14 protein-coding genes and 1 pseudogene are annotated in these 19,230 nt (G+C 68.4%); 5 read left to right on the forward strand and 10 right to left on the reverse strand.

Going from position 1 to position 19,230, the window contains the following annotated elements:
- Position 1 precedes the first annotated feature (1 nt).
- The 4 genes from NX068_RS16840 to NX068_RS16855 form a co-directional block, all read right to left on the reverse strand.
- Complete coding sequence (locus NX068_RS16840) at positions 2 to 3,229, reverse strand: efflux RND transporter permease subunit (RefSeq protein WP_263462418.1); 3,228 nt, start codon at positions 3,227 to 3,229, stop codon at positions 2 to 4.
- On the reverse strand, positions 3,222 to 4,763 hold the full coding sequence (locus NX068_RS16845; RefSeq protein WP_263462419.1) for an efflux RND transporter periplasmic adaptor subunit: 1,542 nt from the start codon (positions 4,761 to 4,763) through the stop codon (positions 3,222 to 3,224). Before NX068_RS16845 ends, NX068_RS16840 begins: the two co-directional genes overlap by 8 nt.
- Positions 4,760 to 6,085: a TolC family protein gene (locus NX068_RS16850; RefSeq protein WP_263462420.1), complete on the reverse strand. Its 1,326-nt coding sequence runs from the start codon at positions 6,083 to 6,085 to the stop codon at positions 4,760 to 4,762. Before NX068_RS16850 ends, NX068_RS16845 begins: the two co-directional genes overlap by 4 nt.
- Positions 6,086 to 6,204: 119 nt before the next feature.
- Entirely contained in the window at positions 6,205 to 6,570 is a 366-nt protein-coding gene (locus tag NX068_RS16855; RefSeq protein WP_263462421.1) for a copper-binding protein, read from the reverse strand.
- A 169-nt stretch (positions 6,571 to 6,739) separates the two neighbouring features.
- On the opposite strand from NX068_RS16855, the gene NX068_RS16860 reads away from it, so the two are divergent.
- From NX068_RS16860 to NX068_RS16870, 3 genes are read left to right on the forward strand one after another with little or no spacing between them, the layout of a single operon-like run.
- Positions 6,740 to 7,453, forward strand: coding sequence for a heavy metal response regulator transcription factor (locus NX068_RS16860; protein ID WP_263462422.1), 714 nt, complete (start codon positions 6,740 to 6,742; stop codon positions 7,451 to 7,453).
- Positions 7,454 to 7,456: 3 nt separating this feature from the next.
- Positions 7,457 to 8,884, forward strand: a complete 1,428-nt coding sequence (locus tag NX068_RS16865) for a heavy metal sensor histidine kinase (RefSeq protein WP_263462423.1) — start codon at positions 7,457 to 7,459, stop codon at positions 8,882 to 8,884.
- Complete coding sequence (locus NX068_RS16870; protein ID WP_263462424.1) at positions 8,881 to 9,336, forward strand: DUF411 domain-containing protein; 456 nt, start codon at positions 8,881 to 8,883, stop codon at positions 9,334 to 9,336. The genes NX068_RS16865 and NX068_RS16870 overlap by 4 nt, the downstream gene beginning before the upstream one ends.
- Before the next feature lie 136 nt (positions 9,337 to 9,472).
- Here the strand turns inward: NX068_RS16870 and NX068_RS16875 are convergent.
- The 3 genes and pseudogenes from NX068_RS16875 to NX068_RS16885 form a co-directional block, all read right to left on the reverse strand.
- Positions 9,473 to 9,670: pseudogene (locus NX068_RS16875) on the reverse strand (helix-turn-helix domain-containing protein); the annotation flags it as partial.
- Positions 9,671 to 10,275: 605 nt separating this feature from the next.
- The gene (locus tag NX068_RS16880; protein WP_263462426.1) at positions 10,276 to 11,115 is read right to left on the reverse strand and encodes a tyrosine-protein phosphatase; all 840 of its coding nucleotides are present in this window, start codon (positions 11,113 to 11,115) and stop codon (positions 10,276 to 10,278) included.
- The gene (locus tag NX068_RS16885; protein ID WP_263462427.1) at positions 11,112 to 12,197 is read right to left on the reverse strand and encodes an MBL fold metallo-hydrolase; all 1,086 of its coding nucleotides are present in this window, start codon (positions 12,195 to 12,197) and stop codon (positions 11,112 to 11,114) included. Before NX068_RS16885 ends, NX068_RS16880 begins: the two co-directional genes overlap by 4 nt.
- Positions 12,198 to 12,674: 477 nt before the next feature.
- Between NX068_RS16885 and NX068_RS16890 the strand changes: the two genes are divergently transcribed.
- Together NX068_RS16890 and NX068_RS16895 are read left to right on the forward strand one after the other, a co-directional pair.
- Positions 12,675 to 13,436, forward strand: coding sequence for a helix-turn-helix transcriptional regulator (locus NX068_RS16890; protein WP_263462428.1), 762 nt, complete (start codon positions 12,675 to 12,677; stop codon positions 13,434 to 13,436).
- 226 nt (positions 13,437 to 13,662) lie between these two features.
- Positions 13,663 to 14,487 carry an SDR family oxidoreductase gene (locus tag NX068_RS16895; protein WP_263462429.1) on the forward strand — a complete coding sequence of 275 codons (825 nt, stop codon included), beginning with the start codon at positions 13,663 to 13,665 and terminating at the stop codon, positions 14,485 to 14,487.
- A 56-nt stretch (positions 14,488 to 14,543) separates the two neighbouring features.
- Here NX068_RS16895 and NX068_RS16900 read toward each other — a convergent pair whose 3' ends face one another.
- The 3 genes from NX068_RS16900 to NX068_RS16910 all read right to left on the reverse strand — a co-directional run bounded on the left by NX068_RS16900 (position 14,544) and on the right by NX068_RS16910 (position 19,192).
- The gene (locus NX068_RS16900) at positions 14,544 to 16,409 is read right to left on the reverse strand and encodes an acyclic terpene utilization AtuA family protein (RefSeq protein WP_263462430.1); all 1,866 of its coding nucleotides are present in this window, start codon (positions 16,407 to 16,409) and stop codon (positions 14,544 to 14,546) included.
- 240 nt (positions 16,410 to 16,649) lie between these two features.
- On the reverse strand, positions 16,650 to 18,020 hold the full coding sequence (locus NX068_RS16905; RefSeq protein ID WP_263462431.1) for an aldehyde dehydrogenase family protein: 1,371 nt from the start codon (positions 18,018 to 18,020) through the stop codon (positions 16,650 to 16,652).
- A 71-nt stretch (positions 18,021 to 18,091) separates the two neighbouring features.
- Positions 18,092 to 19,192: an NAD(P)-dependent alcohol dehydrogenase gene (locus NX068_RS16910; RefSeq protein WP_263462432.1), complete on the reverse strand. Its 1,101-nt coding sequence runs from the start codon at positions 19,190 to 19,192 to the stop codon at positions 18,092 to 18,094.
- Between the last annotated feature and the right edge of the window lie 38 nt (positions 19,193 to 19,230).

Here is a 19,230-nt window from a genome sequence, read left to right on the forward strand (position 1 = left end):
CTCATCCCACCCGCCGCAACTCCCGCTGCTTCGCCAACACGAACAACACCGGAATCACCGCCAGCGTCAGCACCGTCGACGACACCATGCCGCCCACCATCGGTGCGGCGATGCGGCGCATGACCTCGCTGCCCACCCCGGTGCCCCACATCACCGGCAGCAGGCCGACGACGATGGTCAGTACCGTCATCATCTTCGGCCGCACGCGGCCTGCAGCGCCTTCCATCACCGCGGCGTGCAGTTCGGCGGCCGTGGGTTGGCGGCCTTCGGCGGCGCAGGTGGCGCACACGCGCTGCCATGCGTGGTCGAGATAGATCAGCATGATCACGCCGGTCTCGGCGGCGACGCCGGCCAGGGCGATGAAGCCGACTGCCACCGCGACGCTCATCTGGTAATCCAGCCACCACATCAGCCAGACGCCGCCGATCAGCGCGAAGGGCACCGACAGCATCACGATCAGGGTTTCGGCCAGGCGGCGGAAGTTGAGGTACAGCAGCACGAAGATCAGCGCCAGCGTCACCGGGCCGACGATGGCAAGCCGTTCGCCGGCGCGCTCCATGTTCTCGAACTGGCCGCTCCAGGTGGCGTAGTAGCCCGGCGGGAACTGGACCTGCTCGGCCACCGCCTGGCGGGCGCGGGCGACGAAGGCGCCGAGGTCGCTCTCGCGGGTGTCCACATATACGTAGGCGGCCAGCATCGCATTCTCGGTGCGCACCGACGCGGCGCCGCGGACGATGCTCACGTCGGCAAGCTGGCCGAGCGGCACCGCGCCGTTGGCCGTCGGCACCAGCACGCTGGCGGCGATACGCTGCGGGTCGTCGCGCAGCGCGCGCGGGTAGCGCACGCTGACGTCGTAGCGCTCCAGCCCTTCCACCGTCGTCGTCACCCGTTCGCCGCCGAGCGCGGTGGCGAGCGCCTCCTGCAGGCGGTCGATGGTCAGGCCGTGGCGCGCCAGTTGGTCGCGGCGCGGTTCGATGTCGACGTAGTAGCCGCCGGCGACGCGTTCGGCGTAGGCGCTGCTGGTGCCGGGCAGTGCGCGCACTGCGGCTTCGACCTCCTTCGCCACCCGTTCCAGGGTTTCCAGGTCCTTGCCGAACACCTTGACGCCCACCGGTGTGCGGATGCCGGTCGACAGCATGTCGATGCGGGCCTTGATCGGCATCGTCCATGAATTGGCCAGGCCGGGGAATTTCAGCGCCGCGTCCATCTCGGCGATCAGCGCATCCACCGTCATGCCCGGGCGCCATTCGGATTCGGGCTTGAGGTTGATGACGGTCTCGAACATCTCCAGCGGCGCCGGGTCGGTCGCGGTGTTGGCGCGGCCGGCCTTCCCGTACACCGACTCGACTTCGGGGAAGGTCTTGATGATGCGGTTGGTGGTGGCGAGCAACCGCCCGGCTTCGGTCACCGACATGCCGGGCAGCGCTGCCGGCATGTAGAAGATCGCACCTTCGTTCAGCGTCGGCATGAATTCGCTGCCGATCTGGCGCGCGGGGATCAGCGTCACCCCCATCGCGACCAGCGCCAGCACCAGGGTTGTCAGCCTGAAGCGCATCACCAGCGCGATCAGCGGGCGGTAAGCCGCCACCAGCACGCGGTTGATCGGGTTGCGGTGCTCCGGCACGATGCGCCCGCGCACGAAGAACAGCATCAGCACCGGTACCAGCGTCACCGACAGCACCGCCGCGCCGGCCATCGCCAGTGTCTTGGTCCATGCCAGCGGCGCGAACAGCCGGCCCTCCTGGCCTTCGAGCGTGAACACCGGCAGGAAGGACACGGTGATGATCAGCAGCGAGAAGAACAGCGCCGGCCCCACTTCGCGGCAGGCGCCGATCAGCGTCGCCCGGCGTTGTGCTTCGCTGGCGTCCGCGCCCAGCGTTTCCAGCCGCTTGTGGGCGTTCTCGATCATGACGATGGAGGCATCGACCATCGCGCCGATGGCGATCGCGATGCCGCCCAGGCTCATGATGTTGGAGCCGATGCCGAGCGCCTTCATGCCGATGAAGGCCACCAGAATGCCCAGCGGCAGGGTCACGATCGCCACCAGCGCGCTGCGCACGTGCAGCAGGAAGACGATGCAGACTGCGGCGACGATCAGGCTTTCTTCGAACAGCGTCCAGCTCAGGGTGTCGATCGCACGCCGGATCAGGGTCGAGCGGTCGTACACCGGCACGATTTCCGCGCCCTCCGGCAGGCCGGCCTGGATTTCGCCGAGCTTGGCCTTGACCGCGTCGATCACGTCCAGCGCGTTCTCGCCGAAGCGCGCCATGACGATGCCGGACGCCACTTCGCCCTCGCCGTTCAGCTCCGCCAGGCCGCGCCGTTCGGCCGGCACCTGCTCGACGCGGCCGACGTCGGCGATGCGCACCGGTGTGCCGTTCCCGGTCTTCAACACGATGCCGCCGATGTCCTCGATGCCGCGCAGGTAGCCACGGCCGCGCACCATGTATTCCTTTTCGGCCAGCTCGATGATGCGGCCGCCGACGTCGCGGTTCGATTCGCGGATCGCGCGCGTGACGTCGTCGAGGGCAATGCCGTAGCCCGCCAGCCGGAAAGGATCGACCGTAACCTGGTATTCGCGCACGAAGCCGCCGACGCTGGCCACTTCGGCCACACCCTCGGCCTGGGTCAATTGGTAGCGCAGATACCAATCCTGCAGGCTGCGCGTGTCGGCCAGCGACATGTCCTTGCCGGTGACGGCGTACTGATAGACCCAGCCCACGCCGGTCGCATCCGGCCCGATCTGCGGCGCCACGCCCTGCGGCAGCCGCGCCGCCGCGGTGCTCAGGTATTCCAGCACCCGCGAGCGTGCCCAGTAGATGTCGGTGCCGTCCTCGAAGATCACATAGACGTAGGACGCGCCGAACATCGAGAAGCCGCGCACCACCCGCGCACGCGGCACCGCCAGCAGCGAAGTCGTCAGCGGATAGGTGACCTGGTCTTCCACCACCTGCGGCGCCTGGCCGGGGAAGTCGGTATAAACGATGACCTGCACGTCGGACAGGTCGGGCAAGGCATCGAGCGGCGTGTGCTTGATCGCGTACAGCCCGCCGCCGATCAGGAACAGCGTCGCCAGCAGCACCAGGAAGACGTTGCGCGCCGAGGCCTCGATCAGGCAGCCCAGCAGACCGCCTTCCGCCCCGCGGAATTCCTCCTCCGCCCGGTAGCCTTCCGTGCCGCCGCCGGCTTCCACTCGGCCGCCGGCGGAATCCCGTGCCGAATCAGTCATGGCGATGCTCCGCCGCGCCTTGGGCCGGCGAGGCGCCGACCGGCTCGATGCGGGTGACGACATACTCGCCCGGCCCGCGCTCCTCGAAACGGAAGCGGATCGGCGTGCCCGACGCCAGGCCATGCACGAGATCGGGTGATTCGAGGCCGAACTCCATCGTCATCGACGGCCATTTCAGCGCCGGAATCGCTTCGTGGCTCAGCATGACGCTGCCGGTTTCGGCATCGAAATCCTCGAAGCTGCCTTCGGTGTCGTAGGCAGGCGGCGCATCGGCCTCGCCTTCGTCGGCATCGGCGAGATTCGACAGCGCCGCGCGCAACTGGCTCTCGGAATCGATCAGGAAACTGGCGGAGACCACGACCCGTTCGCCGTCCTCCACGCCGTCGAGCACTTCGACGAAATCGCTGCCGCGCACGCCCAGGCGGACCGGCCGCGGCGCGAAACGGCCTTCGCCGAGCGCGACCAGCACCACCTGGCGGTCGCCATCGTCGATGATGGCCGATGCCGGCACGGCAATACGCGGCGCATCGCTGCCGGTCAGGACTTCGACGCGGGCGAACATGCCGGGCCGCAGCGCGCCGTCGGAGTTGTCCAGTTCGAGCCGAACCTGGGTGCTGCGTGTGGCCGCATCCAGCGTCGGGTACAGATAGGCGACCCGCGCCTCGAAGCTGCGGCCGGGGAAGGCGTCGAGCACGAGCTGCGCGGACTGGCCGACCCGCAGTTGCGCGAGATCGCGCTCGAACACGTCGGCGATCACCCACACCTTGGACAGATCCGCGATGCGGAACAGCGCCTCGCCGGCGGCGAAGCGCGCGCCTTCGACCGCAGTCTTCTCGAGCACGATGCCGTTGATCGGCGCGTGCAGGGTCTGGCGCGCCCCCGACTGTCCGGCCACCTGCAGGTTGCGCAGGCGTGAGCGCGTCGCTTCGGCCAGTCGCGAAGCAGCCTCGGCGGCCTGCGGATCGGCGGCGCTTTCACGCTGCAGGCGTTCGGCGATGCGCAATTCCTCGCCCGCCGACTGTAGTTCCGGGCTGTAGGTGGAAAACAGCGGCTGGCCGCGGCGCACCACGTCGCCGGTCGCCCTGACGTGCAGGCGCTCGATCCAGCCGTCGAAGCGTGGCGCGACGACTGCCTGGGCGCGCTCATCGACTTCGATACGGCCGCTCGCGCGCACCGACTGCGACAGCGGCCGCCGCTCGACCACCGCGGTCTTCACCCCCAGCGTCTGCACCCGCGCCGGGCTCACTTTCACCACGCCTTCGTCGCCCGGCTCCTCGCCCGCATAGACGGGGATGTAGTCCATGCCCATCGAATCCTTCTTGGGCACCGGCGAAGTGTCAGGCAGACCCATCGGATTGCGGTAGTACAGGATCTGGCGCCCCTGGCTGTCCGTCTGCGTCCCCGCCGCCCCGCTGGCGTGGCCTGAATGTTCGGTACCGTCATGCCCGATCTGCCGGCTCCCCGCCCAGTAGCCACCGCCCGCCGCCAGCGCGCCGAGCACCACCAGCGCGGCAAGCCATCCCGTCCTGTTCACTTGATCTCTCCCGACAATCTCTCGATTTCGCTCAGCGCCAGGCGGGCTTCGACTTCGGCCTGCAGCACCTGCTCGCGCACGGCGATCAACTGCCGCTCGGCCTCGAGCACGCTGTCGAAGTCCACCTGCCCCCCGGCCAGCGCGCTGCGCGCCGCGTCGCGGGTGGCTGCGGCCTGCGGCACCAGACTGTCGCGCAGCAGGCGCAGTCCGTCCCGTCCGCCGGTATAGGACGCCCACGCCGCGCCCAGCCGGCCGGCGGCTTCATCGGCTGCCGCGTCGCGTCGCGCCTCGGCGGCGGCGAGCATGCGTTCGGCTTCGTATTCGCGGGCACGCCGGCTGCCCTGCTGCAAGGGAATCGTCACCTCGAACATCAGATCCCAGGATGAACGCCCTTCGTCGGGTCGGTTGTGAGTCAGGCCGATGCCGAAGTCCGGCAGGCGGTCGCGACGGGTACGATCCCGCTCGGTATGGGCTAGGCCGACGCCTTCCGCTGCGGCCATCACAGCCGGATTGAGGCTGCGCGCACGCTCGAAGCGGTCGGCGGCATCGCGCAGATCGGGTAGCGGACCGGGTTCGGCCGGCGCGACCAGCGGCGCATCGGGCCGGCGCGACAGCAGGCCGTTCAGCGCCGCTACCGCGCCACTGCGGGCACGCTCGCGCGCCAGCAGCAGCAGGCGCTGTTCGGTGATCTCGCGCTGCGCGCGCAGCACCGCCTGCTGCGGCAGCAGGCCGAGGCGGTAGCGTGCCAGCGCCAGGGTTTCCAGCTCCTGCATCAGCGCCAGCGCATCGCGCGCCAGCCCGAGTTCGCGGTCGGCTGCGTAATAGCGCAGCCAGGCCGCCTCGATCGCGGCCACGCGCTCGCTCCAGCCGGCATCGCGCACCGCGCCGGCCTGCCGCGCTCTCGCCTCGGCCGCCTTCACATCCAGCTCGCGCTTGCCCCAGGCCGGCAGCGGCTGCACGATGCGGTAGCGCGTCTCGCCGACGCGCTCCGGCAGCAGCGAGGCCGAACGGCCGTTCATGGTGTTGGTGAAGTCCATCAGTTCGAGTTCGAAGCGCGGATCGGGCAAGGCCCCGGCTGCCTCGATGCGCGCCTGCGCTGCCTCGACTTCGGCACGGTCGGCCGCATAGGCCGGGCTGTGCTCGCGCGCATAGTCGATCAGCCCGCGCGGCTCCGCGCCCAGGCCGGCTTCGTTCCCCGCGCCAGTGTCTGCGCTCAGCGCCGCCCCCGGCAACACAAGCGCCGTCACGGCCAGGCAGGCTGCGGCGCCGGCACGCAGGCCGGCCAGGACACGGGTAAACGCAGGCTTGCGAAGCCGGTTCATTGCAGACTCCGAACATGTCGAGCGCGGGCGGCCAGGCCACGAGAGTCCAGGCCGCAAGGGAGCGGACAGTGCTGCAGCTCGAGCATCGGGATGAAGTCGAACCCGGACATGGCGAAGCCTCAGCGCAGGGGCTCCAGCTCGATCACGACGAGCTTGCCGTCGACCCTGTCGGCGATGAAGCGCACGCGATCGCCCGCCTTCAGGCCTTCGAGCATTGCCGCATCGGTGACACCGAACACCATCGTCATCGGCTGCATGTCCAGCCGCGGCAGGGGGCCGTGGGCAATCGTGATCCTGCCGCCGGCGGCATCCACCTTGCGCACCGTGCCTTCGGAATGATCACCTGCCTGTTCGACGGCAGTCGTACCATGACCGCCGTGGTGGTCGTGCCCGCTCTGGGCCAGCGCGACAGCGGGCGCGGCCAGGATCAGCGCCGAGGCCAGCAGGGAAATTCGCAGCGAAGGAATGCGAAGCGCCTTGTCCATGTCTCTCTCTCTCCGTTGGATTGGGGATGAGCCGATGGTGCCCCGCCACCCCCGTCGACAAACTGACGCCAGGATTACATCTCTGTAATCTGCGGTCCGCGCGCCGCCGCACAGGGCACAATGCGCTTCAGTTCCAGCAACACGGCAAGCCCGGCTCCACCCTGCCCCGATGAAGATCCTGATCGTCGAAGACGAACCCAAGACCGGCGACTACCTGCGCCAAGGTTTGGCCGAAGCAGGCTTCGTCGTCGACCTCGCCCGCAACGGGCCGGATGGCCTGCACCTGGCGCTCAGCGGCGACTACGACCTGATCGTGCTCGACGTCATGCTGCCGGGGCTGGACGGCTGGGGCGTGCTGCAGACGCTGCGCAGCGGTGGGCGCGAGATGCCGGTGCTGTTCCTGACCGCGCGCGACAGCGTCGAAGACCGCGTGCGCGGCCTCGAGCTCGGCGCCGACGACTACCTGGTCAAGCCCTTCGCCTTTTCCGAACTGCTCGCCCGCGTGCGCACCCTGCTGCGCCGCAGTCGCGGCAAGGAGCCCGAAGTGCTGCGCGCCGCCGATCTCGAACTCGACCTGCTGCGCCGCCGCGCCCAGCGCGCCGGCCAGCGCATCGAGCTGACCGCCAAGGAATTCGCCCTGCTCGAACTGCTGCTGCGCCGCCGCGGCGAAGTGCTGCCGCGTTCGCTGATCGCCTCGCAGGTGTGGGACATGAACTTCGACAGCGACACCAACGTCGTCGAAGTCGCGGTGCGCCGCCTACGCGCCAAGGTGGACGACGCCTTCGAACCGAAGCTGATCCGCACCGTGCGCGGCATGGGCTACGTCTGTGACGCGGGCGACGCGGGCGAGGCCGCCGATGCGGGCACCCCGGCGGAGCGCTGAACGATGCCGCTGTCGCTGACCGCCCGCCTCGCCCTGTTGTTCGCGCTGCTCACCGCCGGCCTGCTGATCGTGGTCGGCATCCTGCTCGGGCGCGCGGTCGAACACCACTTCGACGAACTCGACGCCCATGAACTGGCGGCCAAGCTGACCCTGGTCGGCAACCTGATCCGCGAAGCCGGCACCGAGCCGGAACAGCATCTCGATGCCGCCTTCGCCGGCCAGGACACCGTCGGCCTGCTGCTGCGGGCGGCCGACGGCAGCGTGCTGCACGCGATCCAGCCTCGGGCCTTCACCGACGCACAACGCGCAGGCGCCGCGCTGAACGCGCGCGGCGAAACCTGGCACGAAGCCGGACGGGAATTCATCGGCCGCGAGATCGAACTGGCACCGGCCGACACCGGCGGCGAGCCGCTGCGCGTCGCGGTGGCTCTGGACATCTCCCACCATGCGCACTTCCTCGACGACGTGCGACGCGGATTGTGGCTCGGCATCTCGGCCGCGGCACTGGTCGCCGCCCTGCTCGGCTGGCTGGCTGCCCACCGCGGCCTGGCACCGCTGCGGCGGGTGACGAGCACCGCCCGCCGGCTGTCGGCCGACGGCCTGTCGCTGCGGCTGGACGAAGCCGGCGCGCCGGCCGAAGTGCGCGATTTCGTCGACGCCTTCAACGGCATGCTGGCACGGCTCGAAGCCTCCTTCACCCGGCTGTCGGACTTCTCCGCCGACATCGCCCACGAATTGCGCACACCGATCTCCAACCTGATGACGCAAACCGAAGTGGCGCTGTCGCGCGCGCGCAGCAGCGAGGCCTACCGCGAAGTGCTGGCCTCGAACCTGGAAGAGTTCGAGCGCATCGCCCGCATGGTCGGCGACATGCTGTTCCTCGCCCAGGCCGAGAACGGCCGCCTGCCGCGCCCGGTCGAGACCGTGCAGCTCGACGACGAGGCGCGCGCGCTGATCGAGTTCTACGAAGCGCTGGCCGAAGACCGCGGCGTGAACATCACGCTGGCCGGCCAGGCGCGCGTCACCGGCGACAGGCTGATGCTGCGGCGCGCGCTGTCCAACCTGTTGTCCAACGCGCTGCGCCACACACCGGCCGGCAGCAGCATCGGCATCACCATCGATACCGAGATCGGCGACGCGAACGAAGCCCCTGATGGCATGGTCACGCTGTCCGTGTCCAACCCCGGCGAAACCATCCCGCCCGACCAGTTGGAGCGCATCTTCGACCGCTTCCACCGCGCCAATAGCGAACATACCCGCAAGGGCGAAGGCGCCGGCCTCGGGCTGGCGATCACCCGCTCCATCGTTCTCGCCCACGGCGGCGCCATCCGCGCCGCCTCGGCCGACGGCCAGACTCGCTTCACCCTCACGCTGCCGCGCGCCATCGCGACGGGCGGCGTCTCCCCCTCTCACACAGGAGTTGCACCATGAACCCCGTCCGTTCCTCCCTGATCGCCCTGATCGGCGCTGCCGTACTCGGCCTGGGCGCCACCGGCATCGCTGCCGCAGCCGACGACGAAGTCACGATGTTCAAGGACCCGTACTGCGGCTGCTGCGGCAAGTGGGCCGAGCACATGCGCGAACACGGCTTCAAGGTGAAGGAAGTCATCTCGCAGGAGATGGACCAGATCAAGCACCAGGCCGGCGTGCCGCGCGCGCTGGGTTCCTGCCACACCGCCAGGGTCGGCAACTACATCGTCGAAGGCCACGTGCCGGCCGCCGACGTCAAGCGCATGCTGAGCGAAAAGCCCGCCATCACCGGCATCTCGGCACCGGGCATGCCGCTGGGCTCGCCCGGCATGGAAGGCCCCTACCCGGCCGACCGCTATGATGTGGTGAGCTTCGATGCTGAGGGCAACACCGGGGTTTTCGCCAGCCATTGAACCCGGAGCCGCATTGCATCGAAGGCTCCGCAGGCATGTCCCAGTGACCCTAGACTTGTCGCACACTGGGTCAGTCCGCCCTCACCGCAAAGGGAGTCCCCGACAGGCATGCCAGGAGACGACGAGCCCGTGAAAATCAGCGGAGTCGTTCTTCCCGGTAATCGGTCGGGCTTTTTCCGGACCAGGCCTTGAAAGAAACTGCAAAGTGGCGGCTGCTCGAGAAGCCGACGTCCTGTGCAATGACCTTGATTGGAAAACGCTCGGATCGCAGGCGCTCGGCTGCAATCGACATTCTCTTGTTGATCAGGAAACGATACGGCGTCACACCCACGGCTTCCTTGAAGCATTACGGGGCTTGTGTTCATGACCATGATGCTGGTCTTTTGCTTCCGCCTTGTGATTCATCTTCGTCTCCGTTAGTAGCGGCAATGCAGGCTTTCTTCAGCCGCGATTCACTCTAAAGGAACGAATTACGATACAGGGAGCCAGCAAGACGTTTCCGCAAGATTCGGGAGCATTTGCGCAATATCTCGGACCTCGCGGGGCGAGCGAAAAGATCGACCCCGGGCTCCCGACCGGAACCACCAACGCCAGGCCTGGAAACCGAACAGGAAGGAATCGGCGCGTCCCTAGCGGCAGCTTCCGTTCTGCAAGTCGAGCACGCAGTCCGCTGCGGCATGCCGCGGCGAACGGACAGGGACGCCGCGATTCGCGCCGTATCACCTTCCACCCAGTTGAAGCCCGCTGCCGGTGACCAAGGCTCTGCGCAAGAGCGCGCGAGGGTAGCCAATAATGGGTCACCTCAGAAAACTCATGGTGCGCCAGGTTTTTTTGTATTTTTGACCCTATGCGGAATTTTTTTGATCGAAGATGCGCCTACCCGACAAAACACACATCCCCTTTGCTGTATTCGACACAGGCCTCTCGGGCTGCTCGCTGTCAGTTGGTTAGCAACCGCGTACGCAGGCAGTCGCAGCGGGCGACATCCAGCCCGCAGGCCACCTCCAGATAACGGGCAACCGAACCGAAGTGCCTTGCGGCGCACTCGCAGGCCGCTGTCAGATACTCGGCCTCGACGCCGGCAATCGCCCGCAGCACTGCGCGAGCACGCGCGTCGAGCGGCGGCACACCCTGATCGGCACACCACAGCTTGCGTGCCAACGCCTCGGCAGGCTGGCGCCGGCCACTCAACAGGTAGTCGGCGAGCACCGTCTCCCATGGCACATCCAGCGCCAGCAGCAGCATGGCGCAAACGAATCCGGTGCGGTCCTTGCCAGCGGCGCAGTGCACCAGCACGTTCGGTGCCCGGCCGTCGGCCAGCCGTGCGAACAAGGCCGCTAGCAGGCCGGCGTACTGCGTCGGCATGGCCAGGTAGGCGTCGCGCATCCAGCGCCGGGCGGCGGCGGCATCGAAATCCGGTTCTCGCAGCCGGACCCGCCACGCCGCAGCCTTGACCGCCGTCGGGCCGCCGGTATCGCCGGCGGTCAGCAACGCCGGCGCTGGCCCGGAGGGCCAGCGATTGGGGCGCGCCGCGCGTTCCCGCATGCTGCGCAGGTCGCACACCAGGCGGATGTCCAGCGTGCGCAGCCACTCGAGATCGGCCGCGCTCAGGTCGGACAAGGCATTGGACCGGAACAGCACGCCGCGGCGCACGGTGCGCCCGTCCGCCGCGCGATAGCCGCACAAGCTACGAAAGTTGGGCGCGCCCCGCAGCCGCTGTGGTACGCCGATGGCGTCGTCATCATTCACCGGCGCGTCCGGCACATCTGCAGCTCTCATGGCACGGCCCGCCAGACATCCACGCCCGCACCATCGCGGGCGTGCTGCAGCCGCCCTTCGGCGTGCAGAAAGCAGGTATGCGCCAGGGTTTCGGCGCAGGCAAACAGGGTTTGCAGTTCGCTCAGGTGACGGGGATACAGCGCCCGAGCCAGGGCGAAGGTGGTCTGCGGTTCGCGGCAGAGATCGAGCAGGCGCGCGAACTTGCGCTGGTGGCGTTCGCGCAGCGCCTGGACGCGGGCGCGCACGCCAACGAAGGGGGTTTCGTGCGCGGGCAGCACCAGCACGTCTGCCGGCAGGGCTTCGAGGCGGTCGAGGGTGGCCAGCCAGCCGCGCAGCGGGTCGGCATCCGGCGCGGCCACGGGGCAGCCGCCATAGCCCACAACGCCCGCGCCATCGACGCCCGCCTCACCCGGCCCTGCCAGATCGCCTTCCCAGATGCCGACGACCGGCGAGATGCCAGGGAGCAGTTGGTCGCCGGCAATCAGGATGGCGCGTTCTACGCAGTACAGGCACACGTGTGCGGGTGAGTGCCCACGCCCGAACAGCACCTGCCATGCATCGTCGCCGATGCGCAGCGTATCGCCATCGTGCAGAAACGCGAAGGCGGCGCGGGGCGGTAGCGGCGCATGGGTGGCGGCCGGCCGCGCGCAGGCCCATTCGACCATCGCCGCCGGCGCCCCGGCGCGCCGCCAGTAAGCCGCGACACGCGCAGCATGCCCCGTATCGCGGCGGGAGAGCGTGCGCCATTCCACTTCGCTCATCGACAGGCGGGCGCCAAGCCTCTCATGCAGCCAGCCGGCCAGGCCTACGTGATCGGGGTGGGCATGGGTCACCACCACGCGCGACACTGCGCCACCGCCCGGCAAGCTGGCCAGCACGCGCGACCAGATGTCGCGCGTGCTGGCAGCATTCAGCCCGGTATCGAGCAGCAGCCAGTGCGCACCGTCGCGCAGCAGATAGACATTCACATGGTCGAAATCGAACGGCAGCGGCAGGCGCAGCCATTCGATGCCCGGCGCCACCACCTGCCGCTGCCCCGCGGCGGGCGATTCGGCAAAGGGGTAAACGAGTGCTTGCAACATGACGGACATCCGTGAGAAAGGGCGGCAAAGGCGCTGCGACACCGGACATAGCGAGCACCTGCCTTGCAGGTTAAGCTCCAGCCCGTCATCCCGTCTTGCGTCGAGTTGCTGTCCCCCCGGGGACAAAGCCCCTGCGCAGCAAGCCCCCCGCCGCGCAAAACCCAAGACCAGTTAACACAAGACGGCGCCGACGCCGCCGGCTATGGTCTGCCGGACAGCCTCAGGGAGTCCGGCCTCGTCCGGCTTCCCCCAGGATATGTAAAGATAATAAAAATACTTAAAATCAATCACTTGCTTTGTTTGCGACAGCGTACCAAGATAACTTAGGACCGGCGAAACCCTATCGCGGATCGCCTTGCGGCGATACTCATCAGACGGCCACCCGTATGGAGGAGACACACCATGGATCACAGCTGCGGACAGTACCGAAGTCCGGCACCCACCCCTCGGGCCTCCGGGCAGCACCCCGACAGAGTCATGTTCATCAATCGCGACCGCATCGCCTATGCCGGCCTGTTGGGTGCGCCCAAGCAACGCAACCTCGGGTCGTTGACCCTGTACCTCTCCCTGGCGGGCCCTTTTCGCATCCGAATCGAAGATGGCCCCTGGCACGCCACCCGCTTCGCCGTCGTTCCCCCTTACCTGCCGCACTGGGTGGCGACCGATGACCGCCTCATCGGCGTGGTGATGATCGAATCGGAATACATCGACCCGGCCGACCTGCCGGCCTCGCTCGCCCCCGGCATCCGACCGCTGGAGCACTGCGACATGGCCGACCGGCTGGGCGAGGTGTTTTCGAGCCTGTGCGGGCAGACGCATCTGTCCACCCGCGATTTCGACGAATTGTTCTTCGGCGTACGCCTCGTCACCCGCCCGCTCGATCACCGCATCGCCCAGGTCGCCGAACGCATCCGCGCCGAACCGTACGAACTGCACCATGCCGATAGCGGCGCCAGCCAGGCCGGCCTGTCGTTTTCACGCTTCCTGCACCTGTTCGCCGACGAAGTGGGGGTCAGCTACCGCCGCTACCGTGCCTGGAAGCGGGCGCGGGCACTGCTGCCGTATGTGGCGCAGGCGCGCAACCTCACCGACGTGGCGCTCGAACTCGGCTACCCGGATTCGACCCACTTCAGCCATTCGATCCGCAGCGTGTACGGCCTGCGCCCCAAGGACATCTTCGCCGGCTCGCGTCGCCTGTCGGTGATCGTCCAGCCCGGCGCCGCCCGCCCATTCATCTGAGCAGGATCATCGCACTCGAATGACATGCACCTGAAACCCTCTAAAAAAGTCGTTCACGTCCAGTAGCTCATACAGCCATCTTGTGAACCTTCTCGAAAACGCATCCACTCTCGTCTTTTGGGCGATCCCGCAGCCCGGCCAGCCACTCCGCGCAAGCCCGCCCCCACCGAGCGCACTACGCTCTCCCGTATCCGCCGGCCCCGCCGGCTCACACGGGAGACCCAGCATGACCCAGTTGTCGGGCAAGACCTTGTTCATCACCGGTGCCAGCCGTGGCATCGGCAAAGCCATCGCCCTGCGCGCTGCCCGCGACGGCGCCAACGTGGTGATCGCCGCCAAGACCGCCGAGCCCGATCCGCACCTGCCGGGCACCATCCACAGCGCCGCCGCCGAGGTCGAAGCCGCCGGCGGCCACGCCCTGCCGGTGGTGGTCGACGTGCGCGACGAGGCGGCCATCCACGCCGCCGTGACCCACGCGGCGGCGCACTTCGGCGCCATCGACATCCTCGTCAACAACGCCAGCGCGATCAGCCTCACCAGCACCGCCGACACTCCGCTGAAGCGCTATGACCTGATGATGGACATCAACGTTCGCGGCACCTTCGCCTGCGTGCAGGCCTGCCTGCCGCATCTGCGGCGCTCCACCAATGCGCACATCCTCACCTTGTCACCGCCGCCGGACATCCGCCCCGAATGGTTCGCGCCCTACCCGGCCTATGCCACCTCCAAGTACGCCATGAGTTTGCTGACGCTGGGTTTCGCCGAGGAACTGCGCGCCGACGGCATCGCCGCCAACGCCTTGTGGCCGCGCACACTGATCACCACCTCGGCGTTGCGCCTGGCGGCCCCGGCCGAGGCCGTCGGCCGCGTCCCGGAAATCATGGCCGACGCCGCCCACTGCATCCTCACCCAACCCAGCCGCGCCCCCGGCGCCAGCGGCCGCTTCCACCTCGACGAGGCAGTGCTGCGCGAACACGGCGTCACCGACTTCGATGCATACGCCACCATCCCGGGCATCGCGCCCGAGCTCGATCTGTTCGTGGCCGCGTAAAACCGGCCAACGACAAGCAGACCGGCGGCCCCGTCGGGCTGCCGGTCTCCCCACACTCATATCAGCGCGTGCGCCCGCGCCAGCGGCAGCGGCACCGCCAGTGGCAGGTCCAGCAGCATCTGGCCCATGCCCTTGCCCAGCGGATCCATGCGCAGTGAACCCGGCCCACCGCCGTCGAGCGCGTCGAACAGCATGAAATTGAAGGCATGGATGCCCGGCACCTCGTAGCGCCGCACCTCGCCGCGCACCAGATGGGCGAAGTAAGCCGCCACCGCCTGGGGGGTGAGCTGCGCCCGCAGCAGCGGCAGGTAATCGGGGTGGCGCGCAATCACACCGATGTTGGAGATATTGCCCTTGTCGCCACTGCGGGCGTAAGCCAGCTTCAGTAGCGGCATCGAAACCGCGGTCTCGGTGCCTGCGCCCTCATTCTCCCCGATTCCCTCTCCGATACCCGCCCCGCGCGCCGCTGCATGCACCGTCGTCGCCACCGTTGTAGCCGCCTGAATATTCTCCGATGCCACAGGGCCGGCGCCGTCCAGCGGGATGGCCACCGCCGTGTCCACGCCGTCCAGCACCACTTGCACCGCCACCGCGCGCTTCGGCAGCGTGAAGGAAAACTGCCGGATCAGCGGCGACACACCCGGGCGCCCGCCGGCCGGGCCGGTGGTGCCGGGCGCCCACGAGGTGCCGGCCGGCACGATTTCGCGGGCGAACAGTTCGAGCGCATCCCGCTGCGGGTGGTTGACCGCCACCCGCATCATCACCTCGCGCGCCTGCGCGGTGCGCGCATGCGGACCGTACATAGTTTCCGCGCCGATCACCTCCACCAGCGCCGCGCTGTAATCCTGCCAGCCGCGCTGGCGGAACATCGTGCGCGTGCGCTCAAGAATCGCCTCGCCGGTACGCCGCGCCTTGGCCACCGCATCGACGCCGATGATGACCATGGTGCCGGCGCAGCGGAAACCGTCCTGGTAGGTGGCCGACACCTTGTAGCTGCCGGTCGGCGCGCACCCGCGCGCACCGCTGACCACCACGCGCTCGGGCCCGTCCTGCTCGATGCGCACATCGCGGAAGTCGCACACCACGTCGGGCAGCAGATAGGTGCCGGGATCGCCGATCTCGTACAGCAGTTGCTCCCCCACCGCCGCTGCCGCGATCAGGCCGCCGGTACCCGCCGGTTTGGTGACGGCGAAGCTGCCGTCGCGCCGGCATTCCAGCACCGGATAGCCGCTGTCGGCCCAGCGTTCGACCTTTTCCCAGTCGGTATGCAGCCCGCCGGTGGCCTGGCAGCCGCATTCGATGATGTGCCCGGCCAAGCTGCCGGCGGCCAGCAAGTCGTAATCGGTGGCCTGCCAGCCGAAGGCGTGCATCAGCGGGCCCAGCGTGGTGGCGCTGTCGACGCAGCGGCCGGTGATGACGATGTCCGCCCCCGCCGCCAGCGCCTGCGCCACCGGCAAGGCGCCGAGGTAGGCGTTGGCGCTGAGAATGCGCTCAGGCAGCGCGGCGCCGGTGAACATGTCGCGCTGGTCGGCGGCGCGCAAGGCCGGCAACTGCGCGCCGACGTCGTCGCCCTCGACCACCGCGATCCTCACCCGCACGCCAAGTTCGTCGGCCAGCCGCGCCAGCGCGGCGGCGCAGCCGCGCGGGTTGATGCCGCCGGCGTTGGACACCACCTTGATGCCGCGCCGCGCCACCTCGCCCAGCACACTGCGCATCGCCACCTCGACGAAGTCGGTGGCGTAGCCCAGTTCAGCGTGCTTGTTGCGCGCAGCAGCCAGAATGGCCATGGTGGTTTCGGCCAGGTAGTCGAACACCAGATAGTCGATCTCGGCCTGGTACACCAATTGTGGCGCGCCCACGGCGCTGTCGCCCCAGAAGCCGGACGCGCCGCCGATGCGGACGATCTTGTCTTGAGTGCTCATCGTTATGCAATCTCGCTCGGTGATCGGATGAAAAATCCGTTTGAAAAAGGTGGGGTCGCCAGTACAGCGAGCGCCCGTGAAAGCGGCTGTTGGTCTTCGTGGTGGCAGGCTGAGCCGGCCTTCCCCCTACCAGCACATCACAGTAGAAGCGGCACCAGCCGCGAACAGGCTGCAGCGGGTCACTATTCGCGGCTGACGCCGCTGCTACGGCAGCGTTGGTACAGAACGACAGGCGGCCCTTCAACCCGTCCGGGCGACGGCGGCACCGGGCACCTCGAGCACCGCCCGCTCGTGCGACAGCTCGCGGAAGCCATGCACGCCGTGATAACGGCCGATGCCGCTTTCATTGACGCCGCCGAACGGCAGATTGGGCTCGAACCAGTGCAGGGCCCAGCCATTCACGGTGACGCCGCCGGACGAGGTGTGGTGACGCAGGGTGTGGACGAAAGCCGCGTCGTCGCTGAACACGTACATCGCCAGCGGCTTGCCGCCGCGCCGCACGAAGTCGACGATCTCGGCGGGGTCGCGGTAGGTCATCACCGGCAGCACCGGGCCGAAGATTTCTTCCTGCATGACGTCGGCGTCGGCTGGCACGTCCACCAGCACCGTGGGATGCACGGTCAGGTCGTCGGCCTCGCGCTCGCCGCCGCAGGCTAGCCGCGCGCCGCGCGCCAGCGCGTCGTCGATGTACGCGCCGACGCGGGCGAAGTTGCGCGTATCGACGATGCGGCCGAACCGCGTCTTGTCCAGCGTGCCGCCAGGGTAGTAGCGCTCGCGCAGGAACGCCGTCAGGTGCGCGACGAAGGCGTCGCGCAGGGCTTCCGGAATCCACACATGGTCGGCGCACAGGCAGATCTGCCCGGCATTCATCATGCGGCCCTCGCCGACGAGGGCCGCCACCTTCTTCAGATCCACCGTGGCGTCGATGATCGCCGGGCACTTGCCGCCCAGCTCCAGCGTCACCGAGGCCAGGTGGCGCGCCGCCGCCGCCATCACGGTGCGCGCCACCTTCGGGCTGCCGGTGAAGAAGATGTGGTCGACCGGCAGGTCGAGCAACGCACCGGCCAGCGGCACGCCGCCTTCGAACACCGCCACTTCGCGCTCGTCGAACACCTCGCGAATCAGCTTCGCCGCCAGCCGGCTGGTGGCCGGGGCCAGTTCGTTGGGCTTGACGATGACGCAGTTGCCGGCGGCGATCATCGGCACCAGCGGCTCGAACACCAGCAGGAAGGGAAAATTCCACGGCCCGAACAACAGGCACACGCCGCGCGGCTCATAGTGGATGGTGGCCTGCGTGCCGGCCAGCGCCGGCGACGACGGCACCGCCACCGGCGCCATCCATTCGTGCAGGTGGGCCAGCGCGTCGTCGATGTCGGCGATCACGCCGGCCAGCTCCTGCGGCAGCGGCGTTTCCAGCGGTTTGCGCAAATCCTGGCGCAAGGCCTCGGCCACCTCGCCGGCATGCGCCAGCAGCACGCTCTTGAGCCGTTCGAGCTTGTGTTTGCGCTCCTCGGCGGAGGTGGCCTTGAGCACCCATCGATGTTGTTTCTGCAGCGCGAACACACGCTGGATGTCGGCCAGCGGTACGTCGTGGCAAGAGATGTCGGACATGGCTAACCTCGGTAGGAAACCTCGAAAGAACGGAGGAGAAGAACGGGTGGCGCGGCAGCAGGCCGAAGCGCTCAGGCCGGCATGCGCAGGATCGGCTTGATCGTGGCGCCGCTTTCCGAGTCGGCGACCGCCTGATCGATGTCCGCCAGCGCGTAGTGGCGCGCCATGCGGTCGAACGGAAACAGCCCGCGCCGGTACAGCTCGATCAGTTGCGGAATGAACACGTCCGGCACGCTGTCGCCCTCGATCGACGAGCGGATGGTGCGCCCGCCCAGCAAGGTGGCGGCGTTGAACGACACCTGCGCGCCGGCCGGCGCCACCCCCAGCAGCACCGCCGTGCCCAGGCCCGACAGCGCCTCCACCGCCTGCGTCATCACCGCCGGGATGCCGGTCGCCTCCACCGAAAAATCCACGCCGCCCGGCTGCAGCGCCTGGATGGCCGCCACCGCGTCGCCGTCGCGGCCGTTCACCGCATGCGTCGCCCCCAGCTCGCGCGCCAGCGTCAGCCGCTCGGCATGCACGTCTACCGCGACGATGGTGGCGCAGCCGGCCACCTTGGCCGCCATCACCGCCGACAGGCCGACCGCGCCGATGCCGAACACTGCGATGCTGCTGCCGGCCGCCGGCTTCAGGCAGTTGAGCACCGTGCCGGCACCGGTCTGGATGCCGCAGCCCAGCGGCGCCAGCGTTTCCAGCGGCAAGTCGGACGGCACCTTGACCACGTTGCGGTGGTGCGCAATCGCATGCGTGGCGAACGACGATTGGTAGAAGAAGCTGGCCGCCACCGGCTGGCCATGTTGATGGTGGGTGCAGCTACCGTCAGGCCGGCAGGTGCCGACGTTGTAGGACAGAAAGGCGTCGCAGTAGGCCGGCTTGCCTTGCAGGCAGCGTGGGCACTGCCCGCACGAGGCAAAGGTGAGCACCACGTGGTCGCCCGGCGCCACCTTGCGCACATTGGCGCCCACCTCGACCACCACGCCGGCCCCTTCGTGCCCCAGCACCATCGGCAACGGCAGCGGAATGTGCTGGTCGCGCACTGCGAGGTCGGTATGGCACATGCCGCTGGCGACGATGCGCACCAGCACCTCGTCAGCCTGCGGCGCCGACAGCTCGAGCGATTCGATCGAGAAGCGGCCGTGGGTTTCCTTGACGATGGCGGCTTGAATTTCCATGGGAGTCTCCTTTCCTGTTCTTGCTGTATGGATTCGGT

It is taken from the genome of Thauera carbonicopians (assembly GCF_025699485.1).
In the GTDB taxonomy this organism is placed as follows: domain Bacteria; phylum Pseudomonadota; class Gammaproteobacteria; order Burkholderiales; family Rhodocyclaceae; genus Thauera.

Bases quoted from the DNA above. Each gene is read 5' to 3' on its own strand.
- NX068_RS16840 (WP_263462418.1), bottom strand. From the start codon at position 3,229: ATGACTGATTCGGCACGGGATTCCGCCGGCGGCCGAGTGGAAGCCGGC.
- NX068_RS16850 (WP_263462420.1), bottom strand. From the start codon at position 6,085: ATGAACCGGCTTCGCAAGCCTGCGTTTACCCGTGTCCTGGCCGGCCTG.
- NX068_RS16855 (WP_263462421.1), bottom strand. From the start codon at position 6,570: ATGGACAAGGCGCTTCGCATTCCTTCGCTGCGAATTTCCCTGCTGGCC.
- NX068_RS16860 (WP_263462422.1), top strand. From the start codon at position 6,740: ATGAAGATCCTGATCGTCGAAGACGAACCCAAGACCGGCGACTACCTG.
- NX068_RS16865 (WP_263462423.1), top strand. From the start codon at position 7,457: ATGCCGCTGTCGCTGACCGCCCGCCTCGCCCTGTTGTTCGCGCTGCTC.
- NX068_RS16870 (WP_263462424.1), top strand. From the start codon at position 8,881: ATGAACCCCGTCCGTTCCTCCCTGATCGCCCTGATCGGCGCTGCCGTA.
- NX068_RS16880 (WP_263462426.1), bottom strand. From the start codon at position 11,115: ATGAGAGCTGCAGATGTGCCGGACGCGCCGGTGAATGATGACGACGCC.
- NX068_RS16885 (WP_263462427.1), bottom strand. From the start codon at position 12,197: ATGTTGCAAGCACTCGTTTACCCCTTTGCCGAATCGCCCGCCGCGGGG.
- NX068_RS16890 (WP_263462428.1), top strand. From the start codon at position 12,675: ATGTTCATCAATCGCGACCGCATCGCCTATGCCGGCCTGTTGGGTGCG.
- NX068_RS16895 (WP_263462429.1), top strand. From the start codon at position 13,663: ATGACCCAGTTGTCGGGCAAGACCTTGTTCATCACCGGTGCCAGCCGT.
- NX068_RS16900 (WP_263462430.1), bottom strand. From the start codon at position 16,409: ATGAGCACTCAAGACAAGATCGTCCGCATCGGCGGCGCGTCCGGCTTC.
- NX068_RS16905 (WP_263462431.1), bottom strand. From the start codon at position 18,020: ATGTCCGACATCTCTTGCCACGACGTACCGCTGGCCGACATCCAGCGT.
- NX068_RS16910 (WP_263462432.1), bottom strand. From the start codon at position 19,192: ATGGAAATTCAAGCCGCCATCGTCAAGGAAACCCACGGCCGCTTCTCG.